Below are 20,719 nucleotides of genomic sequence, written 5' to 3' on the forward strand. Positions count from 1 at the left end.
CCAGGGAGGCTGGCGCGATGGCTCTGAAGGTATTGATCGTGGACGATGAAGCCCTGGCGCGCGCCCGCCTGCGAACGCTGCTGGGGGATTGCAACGCGCCTGCGGCCAGTGTTGAGGCCGAGGCCGCCAACGCCGCGCAGGCCTTGGCGTGGCTGCAGCACCACCCGGTCGATGTGGCCTTGATCGATATTCACATGCCGGGTTCCGACGGCTTGAGGCTGGCGCAGACGCTGCGCACGCTGCCCCAGCCGCCGGCGGTGGTGTTTGTTACCGCCTACGCTGAACACGCCGTGCAGGCGTTCGAGGTCGAAGCGGCGGACTATCTGACCAAGCCGGTCCGGCTGGAGCGGCTGCAGCTTGCGCTACAAAAAATAGAGCGAAATAGGCAGAATGGACGGGGGCCGCAGCCCGATTTTCCTGGGGAAGTGTTGATTATTCAAGACCGTGGCCGGACCGAGCGTGTACCGCTGGCCGAGGTGTTGTACCTCAAGGCGGAGCTGAAATACATCACGGTCCGCACGGCTGCTCGGAGCTATATTCTGGAGGGCTCCTTGAGTGAGCTCGAAGACAAGTACGGGACGCGCTTCCTGCGCATCCACCGTAATACCCTGATTGCCCGGCGCGCTGTGCGCTCGCTGGAGAAGTACCATGACCCGCAAGAAGGCGAGGGCTGGGCGGTGCGGCTCAACGGCATTGATGAATTGCTGTGGGTGTCGCGCCGGCAATTGGCGGCGGTGCGGGAGCTGGTCGCAAGTTAGACCGTGAACATCCTGGCCGGCCAAGGTCATGCAGCGCTGGCGGCGGCGCAAGTCAAAGGGATCCGCTTGAACCCCCTCGGCCAGCAATGCCTTGCCTGAAGTGGTTCATGTGTTTTTGATCTCCATGCCGACTTGGCAATCCCCCCGCAGCACAGTCTCGGCGCGCGGGCATCCATGAAAACAAAATTTTTTTCTGAGGAACGGATTGCCACTTGTTTACCAGTTTACAAATGACTATCATTACCAAATTGATTGAAAAAAATCAGCTTGATTCAAGAATATTCGGGGAGTTGGGGACGTCTTAATCAAGGAGAAGAAAATGAACTTTGGATTTGTTCGAATCGTCGCAGCGACCCTGATGATCTACACGCTTGCCGGATGCGGGGGTTCCGACGGTGCCACTGGCCCGACGGGCCCCACCGGCCCTGCGGGCCCACCCGGCGCGCCAGGCGCGAACGCGGGTTCGGTCGTGAAACTCTCCAGTCTGACCCCTGAACAATACGCTGCAACCTCATTTGAGGCAACAATCACCGGCGTGACCATCGCCAGTGCACCGGTGGTGAGTTTCAAAGTTGCCGACGCGAACGGCACACCCATCGTGGGCCTGGGCCTGGCCACCAAAGCGTCAAATGCGACGGTCGCGCGATACCAGAATTTGGCCTTCTCTCTGGCAAAACTGGTGCCGGGGCCGGCCGGTGTGGTAACGGGCACGAGCGGTGGCCCCAGCAAGTGGGTCAGCTACATTGTGACGACGGTGCCGACCACGACGACCGCGGCGACCGCCAGTCGCCCCTCGACCGACAGCCAGGGCACCCTGGTGGACAACGGAGACGGCACTTACCAATACACTTTTTATCGTGATATCACTCAAGTCAAGGCGCAAGTCGCCGGTTTCACGCTCACCGGCATCAATGCCGCGGCGGATCTGGGCGATCTGACCTACGACCCGAACGCAGTTCACCGGCTGGCGCTGTCGATTTCCGGCAATGTCCCGGGAACCGGCAACAATACCGCCGACGAAGTGCAGGTGGTTCCGGCGGTACCGCTGGCCAAGCCGAACAATGCCATCTTTGACTTCATTCCAGCGACCGGCACAGCACTGGCCGTCACGGATCCGGGACAGCGTCTGATCGTCGACAAGATCAGCTGCAACGAATGCCACGGCAAACTCGGCGGCATCCCCGGGACCGAAAGTGCAGCCTTCCATGGCGGTAGCCGTTACGACCCACGCTTCTGCGTCACCTGCCACACCGACCAGCGCAAGTACGGGCAGCCAAGAGCGGTGTCCACCAATTTTGCGTTCCCGGCACTTACCAAGACGGTGAGCGCGACGGGTAGCGTCAGTTACTCACCTTCCACCTATGTTGCCGACGGCGTGACGGTTGGGGACTTCCCGGTTCTGATTCACAGAATCCACAAGGGTGACCTGCTGGTCAAGCAAAACTATAACTTTGCCAACGTCTTGCTGAATGAAACCAAATTCCCGCAAGACATCCGCAATTGCAGCAAGTGTCACGACAATACCGCGCCCAAGGTTGCGCCGCAGGCCGACAATTTCAAGAATGTCCCCAGCCGTCTCGCCTGCGGTGCCTGCCACGACGGCATCGACTTTGCGACTGGCCAGGGTGTGACCAACGCTGCCTTTAACAGCGCAAAACTGCTGGGCACAACCCCGGCGGCCACCGGCCACGTCGGTGGGGCCCAGGCCGACGACACCAAGTGCGGCTTGTGCCATGATGCGACCTCGATTCAGCAGGTGTATCACGTTGCGATAACTCCCCCGAATCCGGCGAACGCCCTCGTCGCGGGCGGAACCAACAACAACACCAACGCGGCGTGGATTGCCTCAAACGTGGACAACCTGCCCACCGGCGCGATCAAGGTGACCTATGACGTCCTCAGCGTTTCGCGCAATGCCAGCAAGCGGCCGGTGATCGTCTTCAAGATGCTGCAGAACGGCGTCGCGGTGCCTTTCAACACTTTTAGCGCTACCGGCAAAACGGAGATGTGGGACAACTTCATGGGTTCGCCCAGCGCGCAATTTGTCTTTGCCGTGCCCCAGGACGGCATAGCCGCGCCGGCTGACTTCAACGCCTCGGCCTCTGGCTATCTCAGAAGCATCTGGAATGGCAGCGCCACCGGCAGTTCCGCCGGCACGATGACCGGCCCGGACGCCAACGGCTATTACACCGTCACCCTGACCGGCGTCACCATTCCCGACAACGCCGTGATGCTGACGGGCGGCATCGGCTACAGCTACGGCCTGCGGACCAGCATGCCGCTGACGCAGACCAATCTGATCGACAACTCGCTGGCCGACCCGAATCGAAAGGGTAGATTTGCCCTTGCCGCCGCAACTGCCACCTCGGGCCTGACGGCTGGCATGCCGAACATGATCGGTGGCCTCATTGTCATCGCGCCGGATACGCAGAAGGCGGCCACGGCGACAACGGGTCGGCGTGCCATTGTCGAAGACAAACGCTGCAATGCCTGCCACCGGGAACTCGGGGCGTTCACGACGGAGTCCTTCCACGCCGGCCAACGCAACGACGGCACGACTTGCGCGTGGTGCCACAATCCCAACAAAACCAGCAGCGGCTGGTCTGCGGATTCGACCTCCTTCATCCATGCGATACATGCGAGCGACAAGCGCTCGGTGCCCTTCACCTGGCACGCCTCGTCGACCACGGAGTCCTTTGCCGACATCGGCTATCCCGGCATCCTGAACAAGTGCGAGACCTGCCACCTGCCCGGCACCTATGACTTCAGCGCCAGCGCGTCGGCCGCGGCAGCGCCCAATCGCCTGTACCGGTACGTTGGTACGGGCAAATTCGACGGCACGGTCGCCGGGTCGCTCGCCGCGTTCTCTATCTCGCCCTATGTGACAGCGGACAATGTGAAAGACTACGGCGCAGGTTTCAGCTTCAATGCCAGTACCGGGGTGACGGTTCCGGCGGCGGACACCACGCTGGTGAATTCGCCGACCGCCGCCGTCTGCTTTGCTTGCCATGACAATGAGGTAGCGGTGGCGCATATGCGAACCAACGGTGGTTCAATCTACGCGGCGCGCGCCGTTGCGCTTGCTACCACTGAGTCGTGCCTGATTTGCCATGGTTCAGGCAAGGTGGCGGATATCAGGGTGGTGCACACGAAGTAGCGTGCCGCGATCTTGATTGTGTTGCAGGGCTGGGACCGGGTGCGGATCGTCAACCGCATCGGTCCAAGTCTTGCGCCCTGGACTCGATACGCGCACACTGGCATCGGCCCCTGCAGGCCAGCAATAGCTGGCGTGAAACCGCCCACGGCTAACGGTCAATTAGCTATATAAATAATAGCACGCTACGCTTATTACACGCTGGCTACAGCCTGATTACTTATAAATAGTCCGGTATGCGATCGAACTATTCTTCACACCGACCACTCTGCAAGAGGGCAGGGCAGGCGCAGGTGCTTAACCGGTGTTCCTGAGCCCTGCGGCAATGCCATTGATCGAGATATGAATGCCGCGCTTGAGGCGTTCATCGGTCTGTCCGGCACGGTAGCGGCGCACCAGTTCGACTTGCAGGTGATGCAAGGGGTCAATGTAGGGAAAGCGGTGGCGCATGGAGCGTTGCAGGGCGGTGTTGTGGGCCAGGCGATGCGGGTCGCCGGTGATCAGGCTCAAGGCGTCGGCGGTGCGGTGCCACTCGGCTTCAATGGCGCCAAAGATTTTCTTGCGCAGGCGGGCGTCCGTCACCAGCTCGGCGTAGCGAGAACCCAGCGCCAGGTCGCTTTTGGCCATCACCATGTCCATGTTGGAGAGCAAGGTCTTGAAAAAAGGCCATTGCCGGTGCATTTTTTGCAGCAGTGCCAAGGGGTCTTTCTGCCCGTCCTGGGCCAGAAACGATTCAACCGCTGAGCCAAAGCCGTACCAGCCGGGCAGCGTCAAACGGCACTGGCCCCAGCTAAAGCCCCACGGAATGGCGCGCAGGTCTTCAATTTTGTGTGACGGCTTGCGCGAGGCCGGCCGTGAGCCCAGGTTGAGCTCGGCAATCTCGCGGATTGGCGTGGCAGCAAAAAAGTAGTCGGTGAAACCTGGGGTTTCATAGACCAGTTGCCGGTAGGCTGCCATGCTGCTGAGCGACAGCTCGGCAGCAGCTTTCAGGAACGGCGCGCTGGCCGACTTGGTGGGCTGGAGCAAGGTGGCCTCCAGCGTGGCGGCCACCAGGGTTTCGAGGTTGCGCCGGCCGATCTCGGGGTTGGCGTACTTGGAGCCGATCACCTCACCCTGCTCCGTCAGCCGGATTTGACCGCGCACGGTGCCGGGTGGCTGCGCCAGAATGGCCTGGTAGCTGGGGCCGCCGCCGCGCCCCACGGTGCCGCCGCGACCATGGAACAGGCGCAACTGAATCGCCCGGACCTCAGTCACCGACCCGGCATCGCTTGGAATATTTTGGCTGGCCGCCATTTCGTCAAACACGTCGACCAGCGCAATTTCGGCCTGGTACAGCTCCCAGTTGCTGGTGAAAATGCCGCCGTCCTTGTTGCTGTCGGAGTAGCCCAGCATGATGTCCTGCTCGTGGTACTGGTCGGGCCGGCCCCGGCTGACCAGCGCGTGGATGCCGGGCAGGGCGTAATACTCGCGCATGATGGACGCCGCATGGCGCAAGTCTTCAATCGTTTCAAACAGCGGCACCACGATCAGGTCACAGCGCGCCTGCTCGTCGAGCGTGCCCTCCAGCAAACCGACTTCTTTTTGCAGCAGCAGCACTTCGAGCAGGTCGCTCACGGTTTCGGTGTGGCTGATGATGTAGTGGCGAATCGCCTGGGCGCCAAACAGCGAGCGCATGACTTTGGCGGTCTCGAAAACAGCGAGTTCGCTTTGGGTCAGGGCCGAATAGGTGGCGCCCATCACACGCAGTGGCCGCGCATCGTTCAACAGACCCATGAGCAGCCGGCGCTTGGCCATTTCGTCGAGCTGGGGGTAAGCGCTTTCCAGCCGCGCCACCGCCAGCAGTTCCGCCATCACCGCTTCATGCTGATCCGAGCTCTGGCGCAAATCGACCGTAGCCAGATGAAAACCAAACACCTCGACCGCCCGGATCAGCGGGTGCAGTCGCTGCGCCACCAAGGCTTCACCATGGTGCGCCAGCAGAGAGGCTTCGATGATGCGCAGGTCGGCCAGAAATTCTTCCGCATTGGCATAGGCGTTTTGTGGCGCCACCGCATGGCGCGCTGCCTCGCCCCCGGTCAGGTCCTTGAGCACGGCGGCCAGGCGGGCATAGACGCCGATCAGGGCCCGCCGGTAGGGCTCGTCCTTGCGGTGTTCATTGCTGTCGGGCGAGCGCTCGGCCAGGGCTTGCATGGGCGCCAGGCAGTTCACCAGCATGGCCGAGAGCGACAACTCGCCGCCCAGGTAATGCACCTCGGTCAGGTAGTGGCGCAGTGCCACGTCAGCCTGGCGGCGCAGGGCGTGGGCCAGGGTTTGTGCGTTGACGTGGGGGTTGCCATCGCGGTCGCCGCCGATCCATTGCCCCATGCGCAAAAAGCTGTGCACCGGGTTTGGGCCCAGTTCGCGTTCCAGTTCTGTGTAGAGTCTGGGAATCTCGCTCAGGAAAGTGGTTTCGTAGTAGCTCAGGGCGTTTTCCACTTCATCGGCCACCGTGAGCTTGGAAGAACGCAGCAGCCGGGTTTGCCACAGTTGCAGCACGCGTGCTTTCATTTGCTGCTCGTTGAGCAGCAGTTCGCGTGGCGTCAGGGCGTCTTTTTTGGTGTTCACGCTACGGTGTGCGGCAGCGTTGACTTTGATTTCATCGCGTGCGGTCAGCAACTGGGCAATGTCGCGCTCCGCGTCCAGAATGCTCTTGCGCTGGACCTCGGTCGGGTGCGCCGTGAGCACTGGCGACAGATAACTGCTGGCCAGTGATGACGCGATTGATTCAGGTGTTATTCCTGCCGCATGCAAGCGGGCCATGGCCACTTCAATGCTGCCTTCCTGGGTGTCGCCAGCACGCTCGTGGATAGCCCGGCGGCGAATGTGGTGTCGATCTTCCGCCAGGTTGGCGAGGTGGCTGAAATAAGTGAAAGCGCGGGTCACGCTGACGGCCTGGTCGCTGCTCAGTCCCTTGAGCAATTTCTTCAGCGCCTTGTCGGCGTCGTGGTCGGCGTCACGGCGAAACGCCACCGAGAGCTGGCGGATCTCTTCGATCAGCTCATAGGCGGCAACGCCTTCCTGCTCGCGGATGACATCGCCCAGAATCCGGCCCAACAGGCGGATGTCATCGACCAGGGGGCGTTCGTTGTCCTGGATGCGCTGGGTGGGCGCGACTTTTTGAGGTTTGATCATGGCGGTTATGGGGCAGGTGGCACAAGACGGCAACGCCGGGCATGCTAGCATCCTCCACACCTTAAAGATTACCAGCAGGTTACGTCCTGCCACACCACCTCATGAGTACTTTGACAATCGCCACACGAGAAAGCCGCCTGGCCCTGTGGCAGGCCGAATATGTCCAGGACCTGCTGACGCGGCGCGGTCACCAGGTTGGTCTTTTGGGCATGACAACCCTGGGTGACCAGATTCTGGACCGCGCTTTGAGCAAGGTCGGTGGCAAGGGCCTGTTTGTCAAGGAACTGGAGGTTGCGCTGGAGGATGGCCGGGCTGATCTGGCCGTGCATTCACTCAAAGACGTGCCGATGGAGCTGCCCGACGGCTTTGCGCTGGCCTGCGTGATGGAACGTGAAGACCCGCGCGACGCGTTTGTGTCGAATCAATATGCCAATCTGGCCAGCCTGCCGCAAGGCGCTGTGGTCGGCACCTCAAGCCTGCGCCGGATGGCCTTGTTGCGCGCCCTGCGTCCGGACCTCAAGATCGAGCCCTTGCGGGGCAACCTGGACACCCGGTTGCGCAAGCTCGATGACGGTATGTATGCGGCCATTGTGCTGGCGGCAGCCGGTTTGAAGCGGCTCGGTCTGAGCCAGCGCATCCGCGCCACTTTTGAGCCCACCGATATGTTGCCCGCTGCCGGGCAGGGTGCGCTCGGCATCGAGGTGCGTAGCCAGCGTCAGGATGTGATTGATGCCTTGGCGCCATTGGCGCACCACACCACTTGGCTGGCGGTTTCGGCTGAGCGCGCAGTGAGCCGGGCCATGGGCGGGAGTTGTTCCATGCCGCTGGCCGCGTATGCCACCCTGGCCGCCGATATTTTGACGATCGATGCCGCCTGGGGCGACCCGGATGGCAAGCTGGCCTTGGTGCATGTGCGCGCCAGTGCGGCGGTGTCCGATCTCGCCAGTGCCACAGCATTGGGCGCTCGGGTGGCGGCAGATTTGCGCGCGGCCGTGCTGGCCAATGGCGGCACACTGCTGGTGGCGGACGCGCCGCAGGGCCAGGCCTGAATGCGGGTCATCGTGACCCGCCCACAGCGCGAGGCACAGCAATGGGTCCTTGATTTGTCGGCACAAGGCCTGCAGGCCGTCGCGTTGCCATTGATCGAGGTGGGTCCGGTGCACGACACGGCAGATGTCGTTCGGGCCTGGCAACATTTAGGCGACTATGTGGGTGTCATGTTTGTCAGCGGCAACGCCGTTGACTATTTTTTTAGATCTAATTCGGCTCTAGCCCCCGTATTTATTGGATCAATAGCTACTAAAACAAGAGCTTGGGCAACCGGCCCCGGCACCGCCCGCGCCTTGTTGCGGCAAGGTGTTGCGCCGGAGCGGCTGGACGCGCCGCCAGTCGACGCGAGCCAACTGGATTCGGAAGCCTTGTGGCAGGTGGTGGGCCCGCAGGTGCAGCCGGGGGACCGGGTGCTGATTGTGCGCGGCGGTGATTCTCTGGGCAGCGCGGCTGCGTCGTCCAATGCGGCTCAGGGCGCCGGGCGCGATTGGTTTGCCAACCGGGTGATGCAGGCCGGTGGTCGACCGGAGTTTGTCATGGCCTACCAGCGCGGCGCCCCTGAATTTGGCAGCCAGGCGCGCGAGTTGGCGCAGCAGGCCGCTACCGATGGTTCGGTGTGGCTGTTCAGCAGCACGCAAGCTGTCGTCAACCTGAGCACCTGCCTGCCCGGGCAGAGCTGGGCTGGTGCACGGGCTGTGGCCACGCACCCCCGAATTGCAGCGGCAGCGCGGCAGGCCGGTTTTGGCGTGGTCCAGGAGTCGCGCCCGACGCTGCCTGAGTTGGTGGCCTGCTTCAAGCTGATGCAACAGACGGCCCACTGAGTTGCCAACAAGCGCTGTCCCCTGACCCGTTTTGGCTCTGTCCCCAACACTTTAGAATCCAAGCGATGAACTCTGATGCCAACGTCAACGCCGACGCTACCGCCGATACGCCGGCTCCTGGCGCAACGGACCTGCCTGCGGGCGTCGTTGCTGCGGTAGAGGCGCAACCCAGCGCGCTCAAGGCGCCGGCGGTGCCGCGCTGGCAACGCCTGGCGGGGCTGGCCACCGCGGCTACCGCGTTGCTGGCTTTGCTGCTCAGTGGCTTGTTATGGCAAAAGCTGTCATCCATGCAGGAACAATTGGCGCGCCAGAGTGCCGATGCCAGCGCCCAGTCGCTGGAGGCTCGCTCCACGGCCAAACTGGCGCAGGAGTTGGCTCGCGAGTCGGCGGCGCGGGTGGCGGTCTTTGATGCGCGTTTGAGTGAGATCACGCTGCAACGCACCCAGCTGGAAGAGTTGATGCAAAGCCTGTCGCGCTCACGCGATGAAAATCTGGTGGTTGACATTGAATCGGCCATTCGCCTGGCACAGCAGCAGGCCCAGCTCACCGGCAGTATCGAGCCCTTGCTGGCGGCTTTGAAAACCGCGGATCAGCGGGTGTCCAGGGCCGCCCAGCCACGACTCACGTCCTTGCAGCGTGCTGTCCGGCATGACATTGACCGTGTCAAGTCGGCGGTTGTGAGCGACACGCCCGGCCTGTTGATGAAACTCGATGAGCTGGTGCGCCTGGCCGATGAGTTGGTGCCGGCCAATGCCGTGGCGCCGGTGTCGGCCACGGGCTCCATCAAGCGTCAGAGTCTTGAGACGCTGCCCACTTGGTGGCAGCGCAGTCTGCAGGTGGTGATGACCGAGGCACGCAGCCTGGTTCGGCTCAGTCGTATCGAGCAGCCCGAGGCGGCCCTGCTGTCGCCGGAACAGTCGTTCTTTGTGCGGGAAAACCTCAAACTGAAATTGCTCAACGCCCGCCTGGGACTGTTGGCGCGGCAGATCGAGTCAGCGCAGGCCGATCTGGCCGCGGCGCACCAGACGCTCAATAAGTACTTCAACGCCACGTCACGTAAGACGCTGACCGCCGTCGCCTTGTTGCAGCAGGTGCAAAACCAGATGAAGACGCTGCAATTGCCGCCGGTGGACGAAACGCTCGCCGCACTGGCTACGGCAGCTGCCGGAAGGTAGAGACAACTATGCGGGCTGCCCTGTGGTTTTTGGGATTGTTTGGTGTGGCGGTGGCCATGGCCTTGTTTGTCGGTAATAACCAGGGCACCATCACGATTTTCTGGCCACCCTACCGGGTTGATCTGTCGTTCAATCTGGTGGTGCTGTTGTTGGCCTTGTTCTTTTTGGGTTTGCATGTGGCCTTGCGTGCGTTGGCCGCCTTGTTTGCCATGCCGGGCCACGCGCGCAGCTGGCGCATCCAGCATCAGGAGCGTGCCATGCACGTCGCTTTGCTCGATGCCCTGTCGCACATGATGGCGGGGCGTTTTATTCGGGCCAGAAAAGCGGCTGAGGTGGTGCTGGCGCGGGAAAGTGCCATGACCCGCAGTGGCGAAACACTGGCTTATTCGGCTCGCCTGCGTGCGCTGTCGCACTTATTGGCTGCCGAAAGCGCCCAGTCGCTGCAGGACAAGGTGGCGCGGGAGGATCATCTGCGCCAATCGCTCGAACAGGCGTCAAGACGCGATGCGCAGGAAACCCGTGAAGGGGTGCAACTGCGGGCAGCCCGTTGGGCGCTGGAAGACCACGATGCCCAAAGCGCGCTGCAGTGGCTGAACGATCTGCCGCAAGGCGCCTCCCGGCGCACCCTGGCCCTGCGTCTGCGCTTGCAGGCTGCGCGGATGGCACGCCAGACGCAGCTGGCGCTGGAAACTGCCCGCTTGCTGGCCAAACATCGTGCATTTTCCGACGTCGCGGCACCCGGAATCTTGCGCAGTCTGGCGCTAGACCTGGTGCTGACCGCGTATGACCCGGATCAGCTGCAAACGGTGTGGCGTCAACTCGACGAGGCAGAACGCCTGATGCCCGAGGTCGCCATTGAGGCCAGCAGCCGGATGCTGAAAGTGGGCGGCGATATCGAGCTGGCCCGCAACTGGCTGCTGCCGGTCTGGGATCACATGCTGGCACAGCCGGGAGCATTGACAGAAGCCCAGCGCATCAGTCTCATTCGGGCATTGGAAAGCAGCTTTGCAATGGCGTCCGGTGCACCAGAAGCGCCCTGGCTGACCCGCATCGAACAGGCCCAACTGGCTGATCCAGCCGACGCAAATCTGCAATATCTCGCGGGCATGACCTGTATGCGACTGCAGCTGTGGGGCAAAGCCCAGCAGTTGTTGCAACACGCACTGCCCAAGTTGCAGGACGCCGGTCTGGCCAGAAACGCCTGGGCCGCGTTGGCCGACTTGGCGGATCAACGGGGCGACGTAGTGGCGGCCACGCAAGCCTGGAAAAACGCGGCCAAGGCGGCAGCAAGCGCGTGACGCCCCTGGTGTTCGGGACTATTATGCGAGACCTATGAGCACCTTGATCGAACACATTCTCAAGCTGACCGACCATCGGGATCGGGATTTGCTGGAACTCACGCTCTCCAAGGCGCTGATTGATCTGTTGCCGATTCAGCGCATCGTCATTGCACGCGTGATGAGTGAGGAGGCTGAACAGCGCTGGCTGGAGGTGGCGCGGCTCGACGCCAGGGGCGGCGGCAAAGTCGTTGATCCGATGCGGGTTGACTTCTTGACATTGGCCCGCCTGAACGATGCGACGGATCGCCTGAAGTGTCTGTTGGGCCGTGAAATGATCGAAATAGCATGGGCTGGAGACGAGGGTCCGCGCATTTACATGCTCCCCCTGTTTTCTGATTCACGCAAGGATGATGCGGGCGTTATCGAACTTCACTCGGATTCGACCTTGGCCGCAGAACATCTTCTGATGGTCGAGCAATTGCGCCGTATTTACCGCAACATGTATACCTTGCTGGAGTACAGCGACCGCGATGCTCTGACCGGCCTGCTCAACCGTAAATCCCTGGATGATGCTTTTTACAGTGCGGTGCTGGAAGAGCTTGACGGTCTCGCCGGTGAGGCCCGAACGGCGGGCTCTCCCAAAGGACTGGATCAGGAGCGTCGCCATCGGGTGCCGGCTAATTACTGGCTTGGCTCGGCCATTGTTGACAACTTTGAACAGGTCGGCGAGAAGCATGGTCATCTGATCGCCGAAGAAGTGCTGCTGCTGGTAGCTCGTGTGATGAACAACACATTTCGCACTTACGATCGCCTTTACCGCTTTGGCGGTGAGCATTTTGGTGTGTTGATGCATTGCCCCGACGAGGCCTTGGTGCTGGCTGCCTTTGAGCGTTTTCGTGTCAGTGTTGAAAAGTTCAATTTTCCGAAGGTCGGCCGGGTTACGGTGAGTTGCGGTTTTACCAATGTGCTGGCGGATGATTCACCCAGCAGCGCGCTGGAAAAAACAGAGCGTGCAGTCGATTTTGCGCAGCGAAGCGGCGGCAATAAAGTGTGCAGTCATATCGGCTTGGTGCGTCGAGGCTACTTTGGAGACGCGCCCAAGGTGGGGGCAGTCGACATTTCTTGACAAAGGTGGGGCGTAAAAAAAGGGCACTTGACGTGCCCTTTTTTGTGGCTGCCCCGAGGGGCGGCAAGTCGATTTACTGAGGTTCCTTTTCTTCAAAGGGCAGCGTCATGTTACGCAAATCGCGTTTGGTTTCCACTAAAACCAGTGGTCCACCCTCAACTTTTACCACTGCAGGGCGTTCACGGGGCACGTGAACTGGTTTTGGTTCGGCCGCGATGGCCGCCTGGACCGCTGCAATCTTTTCAGGGTCTGAGTTGACCCAGCTCAGGCCGGAGCTCTGGGCCACCTGGACCAACTCGCCCAGTGGCAACTCAAACTGCTCAAGCCTGGGCATGGCTGCTGCCGCTGCCACAGGCTCAGCCGCTGGGGCCGCGACCATGGACACGGTGACCGGTGTTGCCACGGGCTCCGGCGCGGCAGATGACACAGCGACAGGGATTGCTGCCGGCGCTGCGGCTGGCGTTGCCGCAACCGGGGTCGGTTCCGCCGGGGTCGCGGCTGCTTCAGGGCTGGCCGTAAAGTAGGACTTGCGGGGCTCTTGCGCCGACGGTTCTGCTGAAGGCTGGCTGTCGCGCGATGGCTGGTCCTGACGCTCCCCTTGTTCGGGGCGCTCACCGCGAGGTGCACGATCCCGGCCATAGCGGTCACGGCTGCGCTTTTCACGCGTTGGCGTGCCCTCGGGACGCTCCGTCGCCTGAGCGGCAAGGCCTGGTTCGAGGTCGGCAACATTCTCGCGCGAGACGGCTAATAAGACATCGGTGCGGTTGGACTCTTGGTTGAACGCGTCGCTGGGGACGTTAGCAACGTTGGCGTCAGGCCGACGGTTGCGTTCGGGACGACGCTCGTTGCGCAGGTCGGGCCGGAGCTCTTCGCGTTCAGCGGGACTGGTTGACTCGACGCCGTCGACTCGCTCGCTGCGGCCGCGACCACCGCGGCCGCCACGGCCACCCCGTTCCGAATTGCGCGCTGGGCGCTCTTGCCCTGGTTCCGTCCGGGATGCTTCCTGGCCTGTCCCGTTGAGTGACGTCTGCACTTGGCTGGCGCCCGTATCCATCGCGGCGGGTCTGCCTTCGCCGTCGAAACGCTCACGCGGGCCAGACGCTGGACGCTCACCGCGACCGGTTCTGCCGCCACGTCCGTCACCACGTCCGTCACCACGTCCGTCACCACGTCCGTCACCACGTCCGTCACCACGTCCGCCGCGGCCACCTCTGCCGCCACGACCTTCGTCGCGACCGTCGCTTCGGGGTTCGCCACGACGGGCGCCTTCGCGGCTCGGGCGTTCTTCGCGCTTGTCGGCCTGGGCCGAGTCTGCCTTGGGTTGCGCGGGGACAACAGGCGTTGCTTCGGGCGCAAACAGCCGCTTGAGCCAGCCAAAGAAACCACCTTCTACCGGTGGCACTGGGGCCACGGATGCAGGTACGGGCCTGGGTGCCGTGCGCGCGGCGACCGCTGGCTTGACGGGCTCGGGCCGGGGCGGTGCAACAGGCGCCGGGGCATCGGGCAAAACGCCTTTGATGATCGGCGTCTGCTTGTTGGTGGGTTCCTGCGAGCGGCGTGTCACCGCCGTGGCGTCTTCCATCTGATCGGCCAACTTGTAGCTGGATTCGATGTTGTCCAGGCGCGGGTCGTCATGCTTGAGACGCTCCAGCTTGTAGTTGGGGGTTTCCAGTGTCTTGTTGGGCACCATCAGGACGTTGATGCGTTGCTTGAGTTCAATTTTTGCAATCTCGGCCCGTTTTTCATTAAGCAAGAAGGAGGCAACCTCAACCGGGACCTGGCACAGCACCGAAGCCGTGTTGTCTTTCAGAGACTCTTCCTGGATGATGCGCAAGATCTGCAATGCACTGGATTCCGTGTCACGGATGTGGCCGGAGCCGCCGCAACGCGGGCAGGGAATGGAGGCGCCCTCTGACAAGGCGGGGCGCAGCCGCTGGCGGCTCATCTCCATCAGACCAAATTTGCTGATGGTGGCAAACTGCACACGGGCGCGGTCTTGCCGCAGCGAGTCACGCAGGCGGTTTTCCACGTCGCGGCGGTTGCGGCTTTCTTCCATGTCGATAAAGTCGATCACGATCAGGCCACCCAAGTCCCGCAGGCGCATCTGGCGTGCCACTTCTTCAGCCGCTTCCAAATTGGTGCGGGTGGCAGTTTCTTCGATGTCGCTGCCTTTGATGGCGCGTGCCGAGTTGACGTCCACCGACACCAGCGCTTCGGTGTGGTCAATCACAATGGCGCCGCCGCTGGGCAATTGCACGGTGCGGGCGTAGGCCGATTCGATCTGGTGCTCGATCTGGAAACGGCTGAACAGCGGTGCATCATCGCGGTAGCGCTTGACGCGGTCGGCGTGCTCGGGCATCACGTGGGCCATGAATTGCTGGGCCTGGTCAAACACGTCGTCGGTGTCGATCAGGATGTCGCCGATGTCGTTGTTGAAGTAATCACGAATGGCGCGGATCACCAAAGACGATTCCTGGTAAATCAGGAAGGCGCCCTTGGCACCCTTGGCGGCGCCATCAATGGCGGCCCACAATTTAAGCAGGTAGTTCAGGTCCCATTGCAACTCGGGCGCACTGCGGCCAATGCCGGCGGTGCGGGCAATGATGCTCATCCCGTTGGGGTATTCAAGCTGATCGAGGGCCTCTTTCAGGTCGGCCCGGTCTTCGCCTTCAATGCGGCGTGAGACACCGCCTCCGCGTGGGTTATTGGGCATCAGCACCACGTAGCGGCCAGCGAGCGACACGAAGGTGGTCAGGGCAGCGCCTTTGTTGCCGCGCTCTTCCTTTTCCACTTGCACCAGCAGTTCCTGGCCTTCACGGATGGCATCCTGGATGCGTGCCTGGCCGACGGCCACGCCGGGTTGAAAATACTGCCGGGAAATTTCCTTGAATGGCAGAAAGCCATGACGGTCTTCACCGTAATCGACAAAACAGGCTTCCAGCGACGGCTCGACGCGGGTGACGACGGCCTTGTAGATGTTGCCCTTGCGTTGTTCGCAACCTTCGATTTCAATCTCGTAGTCGAGGAGTTTTTGTCCGTCGACAATGGCCAGGCGGCGTTCTTCAGCCTGCGTGGCGTTAATCAGCATCCGTTTCATGGGTAGCATTCCTTCAATTCAAATAACAAATAAGCTCTTGACGAGCCATTGATACCGGAACTGACGCTTCGAATTGAGGAGGAATTGCCGGAGAACCAGGACTCAAACAAAAAGTTCTGGTGTAGGCGCGTGGAGGGGAACGGGTTGTCTGGATTGTGAATTTGCTACTAAATAAATAGCTCTATGCGCCCATTGTGTGGGCGCTGACGGCCAATTCATGCCAAAACGCGGCGCGCAAACGCGCCCCAGGCAATTTTGAATCAGGCTCAACAACACAAACATCTCGTTTCATTCCGATCACAGGCAAAGCTGTCTGTGATCTTGGGGTATTCCGTATCAGGGTTCCAAAGCGTCGTCTTGACCGTTTGTCCTGCAGGCCACTGCAAGCATCTGGCTTGCGGTTTGCGTGCATTGGCAATCGGCGGTATCGACCTTCTGGCGGTGCTGTTGAGTGCTGGTGAACTAAACTCCACGTCAGTCATGAATTAACTTCTCGTTAAATCAACCACTTACAGCTCTTCGCTAGTGAAACACATTATAGGGGGCAATCCAGTCCCACCGGCACCTCAGGCTACAACGATACGCGTCGACGAAGACGCGGCTGGGCAGCGCCTGGATAATTTCCTGATGCGTCACCTCAAGGGTGTACCGAAAACCCATGTCTACCGCATCATTCGCAGTGGTGAAGTCAGGGTGAACAAAGGTCGGGCCTCTGCCGATGCACGGTTGGCGGCGGGTGATACCGTGCGTTTGCCGCCGCTGCGAATTTCCGAGCGGGTGGCGGAAAAGGCCGAGGCCATGACACAAGCCATGGCCCATGGAGCGCCGGCGCGCGACTTTCCCATTTTGTTTGAAGATGAGCAACTGCTGGTGATTGACAAACCGGCCGGCGTGGCCGTGCACGGTGGTTCGGGCGTGAGTTTTGGCGTGATCGAACAATTGCGCATGGCCAGGCCCGAGGCCAAATTTCTGGAACTGGTGCACCGCCTGGACCGGGACACCAGCGGCATTTTGTTGATTGCGAAAAAGCGCAGCGCGTTGACCCGGCTGCAAAGCCAGTTTCGCGAGCGCGAAACCGGCAAGACCTATCTGGCCTTGGTGGCAGGGCACTGGCCAGCCAACCGAAAAGTGCTGGACAAGCCGCTCTATAAATACCTGCTGCCAGGCAAGGACGGCAGTGCGGGCGAGGGCGAACGGCGCGTCAAGGTGGTGTCCCGGGATGATCCCAACGGCATGCCGTCGGTGACGCTGGTGAAAGTCAGGGAGACGACGGCGACCAGTTTTACCTTGCTTGAAGTCACTATCAAGACCGGGCGCACGCATCAGATCCGGGTTCATCTTGCCAGCGAGGGCTATCCGATTGCAGGTGACGATAAATATGGCGACTTTGGGCTGAATAAGAAATTACTGCAGTCCGGGCCCCGGCCCGGCCTCAAACGCATGTTTTTGCATGCCTGGCGCTTGCAGTTCAACCATCCCGCCAGCGGCGAGCGAATGGAACTGCTGGCGCCCCTACCGACTGAACTTGAGGCTTTTTCCGACCATGCCGCACCTTCTTCATCCTGAGATTGCCAGAGTCCGCCAGTTCGACTTGATCGCCTTCGACTGGGACGGTACCTTGTTTGATTCCACCGCCATCATCACGCGTTGCATTCAAAACGCCGTGCGCGACGTGGGCGGCGCGGTGCCGAGCGACAAGGATGCCGCCTACGTGATCGGCATGGGCTTGATGGAGGCCTTGGCGCACGCGGCGCCGGACGTGCCAGTGGATAAATACCCCCAGCTGGGGGCGCGCTACCGCCACCATTACCTGTCCCATCAAAGCGACATCAGCCTGTTTGAGGGCGTGTTGTCGCTGCTGGCCGATTTGAAGGCGCGCCAGCACTGGTTGACCGTGGCCACCGGCAAGAGTCGGCGCGGCCTGAACGACGCTTTGCAGGCGGTGGAACTCAAAGGCTTGTTCGACGCGTCGCGGACGGCAGATGAAACGGCGGGCAAGCCCGACCCCCGCATGTTGCACGAGTTGATGCGGGAGTTTGATGTGGCACCTGAGCGCACGCTGATGATTGGTGACACCACGCATGATCTGCAGATGGCACTTAACGCGGGTTGCGCCAGCGTGGCAGTGAGTTACGGCGCCCATGAGCCTGAGGCGTTTGTCGCCCTGCAGCCCCGCTTCATTGCCCATTCGGTGGGCAGTTTGCACCGCTGGTTGCTGGACAATGCCTGATATGTTTGAGTCCCCCGCATGGAGCAATTGATTCCCCTGTGCCCTTCAGCTGATTTACTTAACAGTGGCGAAGGCGTGCCGTTTGAAGTGATTTATTGCGGCCGCAGCGGCCGCGGCTTTGCGATCCGTTACCAAGGTCAGGTCTATGCCTACTTGAATCAATGTTCGCATGTGCCGATGGAGATGGATTACCAGCCCAACCATTTTTTTGACAGTACGGGCCACTGGCTGATGTGTTCCACGCATGGTGCCATTTACGCCCCCCAGACCGGCCACTGTCGTATGGGTCCGTGCCGGGGCGGCCTGATCAAAATTGGAACGTCCGAGCTTGACGGCGTCGTGCACTGGCATACTGCCCCTAATCTCAAACCCCTAGAGTTTTAAATGACTGAACCCAACAACCCTGACAAAACTGCCGAAGTGTCAGTTTCGACCACGCCTGAGAATTTAGAGCCAAATCAGGCTGCAGCCCCCGTCCATGGTGAGAAGTATGCTACCAAAATAGGTGGAGAAGATGCGGCGTCTGGCAGCCCGGGTTGGGAGCGCGCGACGCTGGAAAAGCTGGCATTTGCGTCACTGACCGAGCAGCGTTTGGCGCGCCGCTGGCGCACTTTTATAAGGCTGGCCTGGTTGGCATTTTTTATTATTGTGGCGTGGCTGGTCATCAGTCAAAATGGGGCGTCCCGTGCCGCCTTGAAGCCGCACACGGCCGTCGTTGAGATCAAAGGCGAAATTGCGTCTGGCGCTGACGCCAGCGCGGACGCGATTGTTGCTTCTTTGCGGGATGCCTTTGAAGACGCCGGAGCCCAGGCGGTGGTGCTGTTGATCAATTCGCCGGGTGGCAGCCCGGTACAAGCGGGCATCATCAACGATGAACTGCATCGCCTCAAAGCCAAGCACAATAAGCCGGTCTACGCCGTGGTTGAAGAAACATGTGCGTCGGCGGCTTATTACATCGCCGTTGCGGCTGACAAGATTTACGTCGACAAGGCCAGTATCGTCGGCAGCATTGGCGTGTTGATGGATGGTTTCGGCTTTACGGGTTTGATGGAAAAACTGGGTGTCGAGAGGCGTCTCATGACGGCGGGCGAAAACAAGGGTTTTTTAGACCCGTTCAGTCCGCAAACCGAGAAGCAGCGCGTTTTTGCCCAAGCCATGCTGAACCAGATTCACCAACAGTTCATCGACGTTGTCAAGGCTGGGCGCGGCACCCGGCTCAAGGAAACCCCTGAGACCTTTAGTGGCCTGTTCTGGAGCGGCCAGCAGGCGATTGAACTCGGACTGGCGGACCAGTTCGGCAACCTTGACTTTGTCGCGCGTGAAGTGGTCAAAGCCGAAGACATCATTGATTACACCCGACGTGAAAATGTCGCAGAGCGTCTGGTCAAACGGTTTGGCGCCTCTATTGGCCAGGGCGCGGTGCGGGCGATTCAGTCGACGCCGACGCTGCGCTGAATCTGCGCAGCGTTGTCAACGACCCAGCGCGAACACCGCTGGCGTCGAATTGTCCAGCGGCGAGGATTTTTGCCGCCAGTTTTTGATGGTTTCGCTGCGACACACGCCCCGGCTCAAGGTGAGGCCACTGCACACTGCCAGCCGCGTGTTGTGCTGCAGTGTCTGCAGCAGCGTCTGCAGCATGGCCGCGTTGCGGTAGGGTGTTTCAATAAACAACTGGGTCTGCCCGGTTTTTAATGCCAGTGATTCCAACTCGCGCACGCGCTGGGCACGCTCCGCAGCGTCTTGCGGCAGGTAGCCCACAAAGGCAAAATTCTGGCCGTTGAGCCCGCTGGCGGCCAGTGCCAGCAACAATGAAACCGGGCCGGTGAGCGGCACAACTTCGATCCCCAGATCATGGGCGGCGCGCACCACCGAGGAGCCCGGGTCCGCCACGGCCGGCATGCCGGCTTCGCTGACCAGCCCCACGTCATGGCCTTGGCCTGCAGCGTCGAGCAGATGACGCGCGTCAAAGTTGCCGGTGTGATCGCCTTTCTTATGCACTTCGCGAGGCAGTTCTTGAATGTGCAGGGCCTGCAGCGGGACGCTCAGTGGTGTGATTTCATTCACTCGTTTCAAGTAGGCGCGAGCTGATTTGGCGTTTTCACAGACCCAATACTGGAGCCGTGCGGCCACCGCCAGGGTGCCCTGGGGCATGGTATTTTCCAGGTTGACTTCGCTGGCGCAGCCGAAGTCCAGCGGCGCAGGTACCAGGTAGAGTTTGCCGCTGCTAACTTGCGTGGGCTTGGTCGGTGTTGTTGTCATGCGCCCAGCACCTTGATGCCTGCGGCTTGAATCATCCGGCAGGTGCGGATCATCGGCAGTCCCACCAGGGCCGTCGGGTCGTCGTTGTCAATACTATCGAGCAAAGCGATGCCAAGACCTTCGCTCTTGGCGCTGCCCGCGCAGTCATAGGGCGTCTCCGCGCGCAGGTAAGCTTCGATTTCGGCATCCGAGAGCTGGCGAAAGTTGACTTTGACCTGGGCCAGATCCATCTGCGCAAAACCGGTCTCAACGCAGACCACTGCCACTGCAGTCTGGAAAATCACGGACTTGCCACGCATTTGCTGCAACTGGGCAACCGCGCGCGCATGGTTGCCGGGCTTGCCAAGGGCCTGGCCGTCCAGCTCGGCCACCTGATCCGAGCCAACCACGACGCAGGACGGAAATTGCGCGGCCACGGCACGGGCCTTGGCCATGGCCAGGCGACAGGCCAGCTGTTGCGGTGTTTCGCCAGCCCGTGCTGATTCATCGACATCGGGCGCGGCGACTTCGAATGGAATGCGCAGCCGCGCCAGCAGTTCGCGGCGGTAGGGCGATGTGGAGCCCAGGATGAGTTTGCGTTGGATAGGTTCAGACATGC

15 protein-coding genes are annotated in these 20,719 nt (G+C 61.2%); 11 read left to right on the forward strand and 4 right to left on the reverse strand.

What is annotated here, in order from left to right; genetic code table 11:
- The first annotated feature begins 17 nt into the window (after positions 1-17).
- Complete coding sequence (locus RFER_RS08670) at positions 18-758, forward strand: LytR/AlgR family response regulator transcription factor (RefSeq protein WP_011464009.1); 741 nt, start codon at positions 18-20, stop codon at positions 756-758.
- A 319-nt stretch (positions 759-1,077) separates the two neighbouring features.
- On the forward strand, positions 1,078-3,915 hold the full coding sequence (locus RFER_RS08675) for an OmcA/MtrC family decaheme c-type cytochrome (RefSeq protein ID WP_011464010.1): 2,838 nt from the start codon (positions 1,078-1,080) through the stop codon (positions 3,913-3,915).
- Positions 3,916-4,209: 294 nt separating this feature from the next.
- On the opposite strand, the gene ppc is transcribed toward RFER_RS08675, so the two are convergent.
- Positions 4,210-7,083, reverse strand: a complete 2,874-nt coding sequence (gene ppc, locus RFER_RS08680; RefSeq protein ID WP_011464011.1) for a phosphoenolpyruvate carboxylase — start codon at positions 7,081-7,083, stop codon at positions 4,210-4,212.
- 101 nt (positions 7,084-7,184) lie between these two features.
- On the opposite strand from ppc, the gene hemC reads away from it, so the two are divergent.
- The 5 genes from hemC (at position 7,185) to RFER_RS08705 (ending at position 12,535) form a co-directional block, all read left to right on the forward strand.
- Positions 7,185-8,132, forward strand: coding sequence for a hydroxymethylbilane synthase (hemC, locus tag RFER_RS08685; protein ID WP_011464012.1), 948 nt, complete (start codon positions 7,185-7,187; stop codon positions 8,130-8,132).
- Positions 8,133-8,954 (forward strand): uroporphyrinogen-III synthase, encoded by an 822-nt coding sequence (locus RFER_RS08690; protein ID WP_011464013.1) that lies wholly within the window; start codon positions 8,133-8,135, stop codon positions 8,952-8,954.
- A 65-nt stretch (positions 8,955-9,019) separates the two neighbouring features.
- Positions 9,020-10,129, forward strand: coding sequence for a uroporphyrinogen-III C-methyltransferase (locus tag RFER_RS08695; RefSeq protein WP_011464014.1), 1,110 nt, complete (start codon positions 9,020-9,022; stop codon positions 10,127-10,129).
- An 8-nt stretch (positions 10,130-10,137) separates the two neighbouring features.
- Entirely contained in the window at positions 10,138-11,427 is a 1,290-nt protein-coding gene (locus tag RFER_RS08700) for a heme biosynthesis HemY N-terminal domain-containing protein (RefSeq protein ID WP_011464015.1), read from the forward strand.
- Between the two features lie 34 nt (positions 11,428-11,461).
- Positions 11,462-12,535, forward strand: a complete 1,074-nt coding sequence (locus tag RFER_RS08705) for a GGDEF domain-containing protein (RefSeq protein WP_011464016.1) — start codon at positions 11,462-11,464, stop codon at positions 12,533-12,535.
- Positions 12,536-12,608: 73 nt separating this feature from the next.
- Here the strand turns inward: RFER_RS08705 and RFER_RS08710 are convergent, their stop codons facing one another.
- Positions 12,609-15,632 (reverse strand): Rne/Rng family ribonuclease, encoded by a 3,024-nt coding sequence (locus tag RFER_RS08710; protein ID WP_011464017.1) that lies wholly within the window; start codon positions 15,630-15,632, stop codon positions 12,609-12,611.
- 525 nt (positions 15,633-16,157) lie between these two features.
- Between RFER_RS08710 and RFER_RS08715 the strand changes: the two genes are divergently transcribed.
- The 4 genes from RFER_RS08715 to RFER_RS08730 are packed head-to-tail and all read left to right on the forward strand — an operon-like array spanning position 16,158 to position 19,317.
- Positions 16,158-17,198, forward strand: a complete 1,041-nt coding sequence (locus tag RFER_RS08715; RefSeq protein ID WP_011464018.1) for an RluA family pseudouridine synthase — start codon at positions 16,158-16,160, stop codon at positions 17,196-17,198.
- The gene (locus RFER_RS08720) at positions 17,176-17,862 is read left to right on the forward strand and encodes an HAD family hydrolase (protein WP_011464019.1); all 687 of its coding nucleotides are present in this window, start codon (positions 17,176-17,178) and stop codon (positions 17,860-17,862) included. The genes RFER_RS08715 and RFER_RS08720 overlap by 23 nt, the downstream gene beginning before the upstream one ends.
- 18 nt (positions 17,863-17,880) lie before the next feature.
- A complete protein-coding gene (locus RFER_RS08725; protein WP_011464020.1) occupies positions 17,881-18,246 on the forward strand; it encodes a Rieske (2Fe-2S) protein in 366 nt (121 codons plus the stop codon).
- A complete protein-coding gene (locus RFER_RS08730) occupies positions 18,247-19,317 on the forward strand; it encodes a S49 family peptidase (protein ID WP_011464021.1) in 1,071 nt (356 codons plus the stop codon). It begins immediately after the preceding gene.
- A gap of 15 nt (positions 19,318-19,332) precedes the next feature.
- On the opposite strand, the gene RFER_RS08735 is transcribed toward RFER_RS08730, so the two are convergent.
- Both RFER_RS08735 and RFER_RS08740 read right to left on the reverse strand, forming a co-directional pair.
- A complete protein-coding gene (locus RFER_RS08735; RefSeq protein ID WP_011464022.1) occupies positions 19,333-20,121 on the reverse strand; it encodes an SAM-dependent methyltransferase in 789 nt (262 codons plus the stop codon).
- Positions 20,118-20,717 (reverse strand): Maf family nucleotide pyrophosphatase, encoded by a 600-nt coding sequence (locus tag RFER_RS08740; RefSeq protein WP_011464023.1) that lies wholly within the window; start codon positions 20,715-20,717, stop codon positions 20,118-20,120. The genes RFER_RS08735 and RFER_RS08740 overlap by 4 nt, the downstream gene beginning before the upstream one ends.
- Positions 20,718-20,719 lie beyond the last annotated feature (2 nt).

It is taken from the genome of Rhodoferax ferrireducens T118, assembly GCF_000013605.1.
In the GTDB taxonomy this organism is placed as follows: domain Bacteria; phylum Pseudomonadota; class Gammaproteobacteria; order Burkholderiales; family Burkholderiaceae_C; genus Rhodoferax; species Rhodoferax ferrireducens.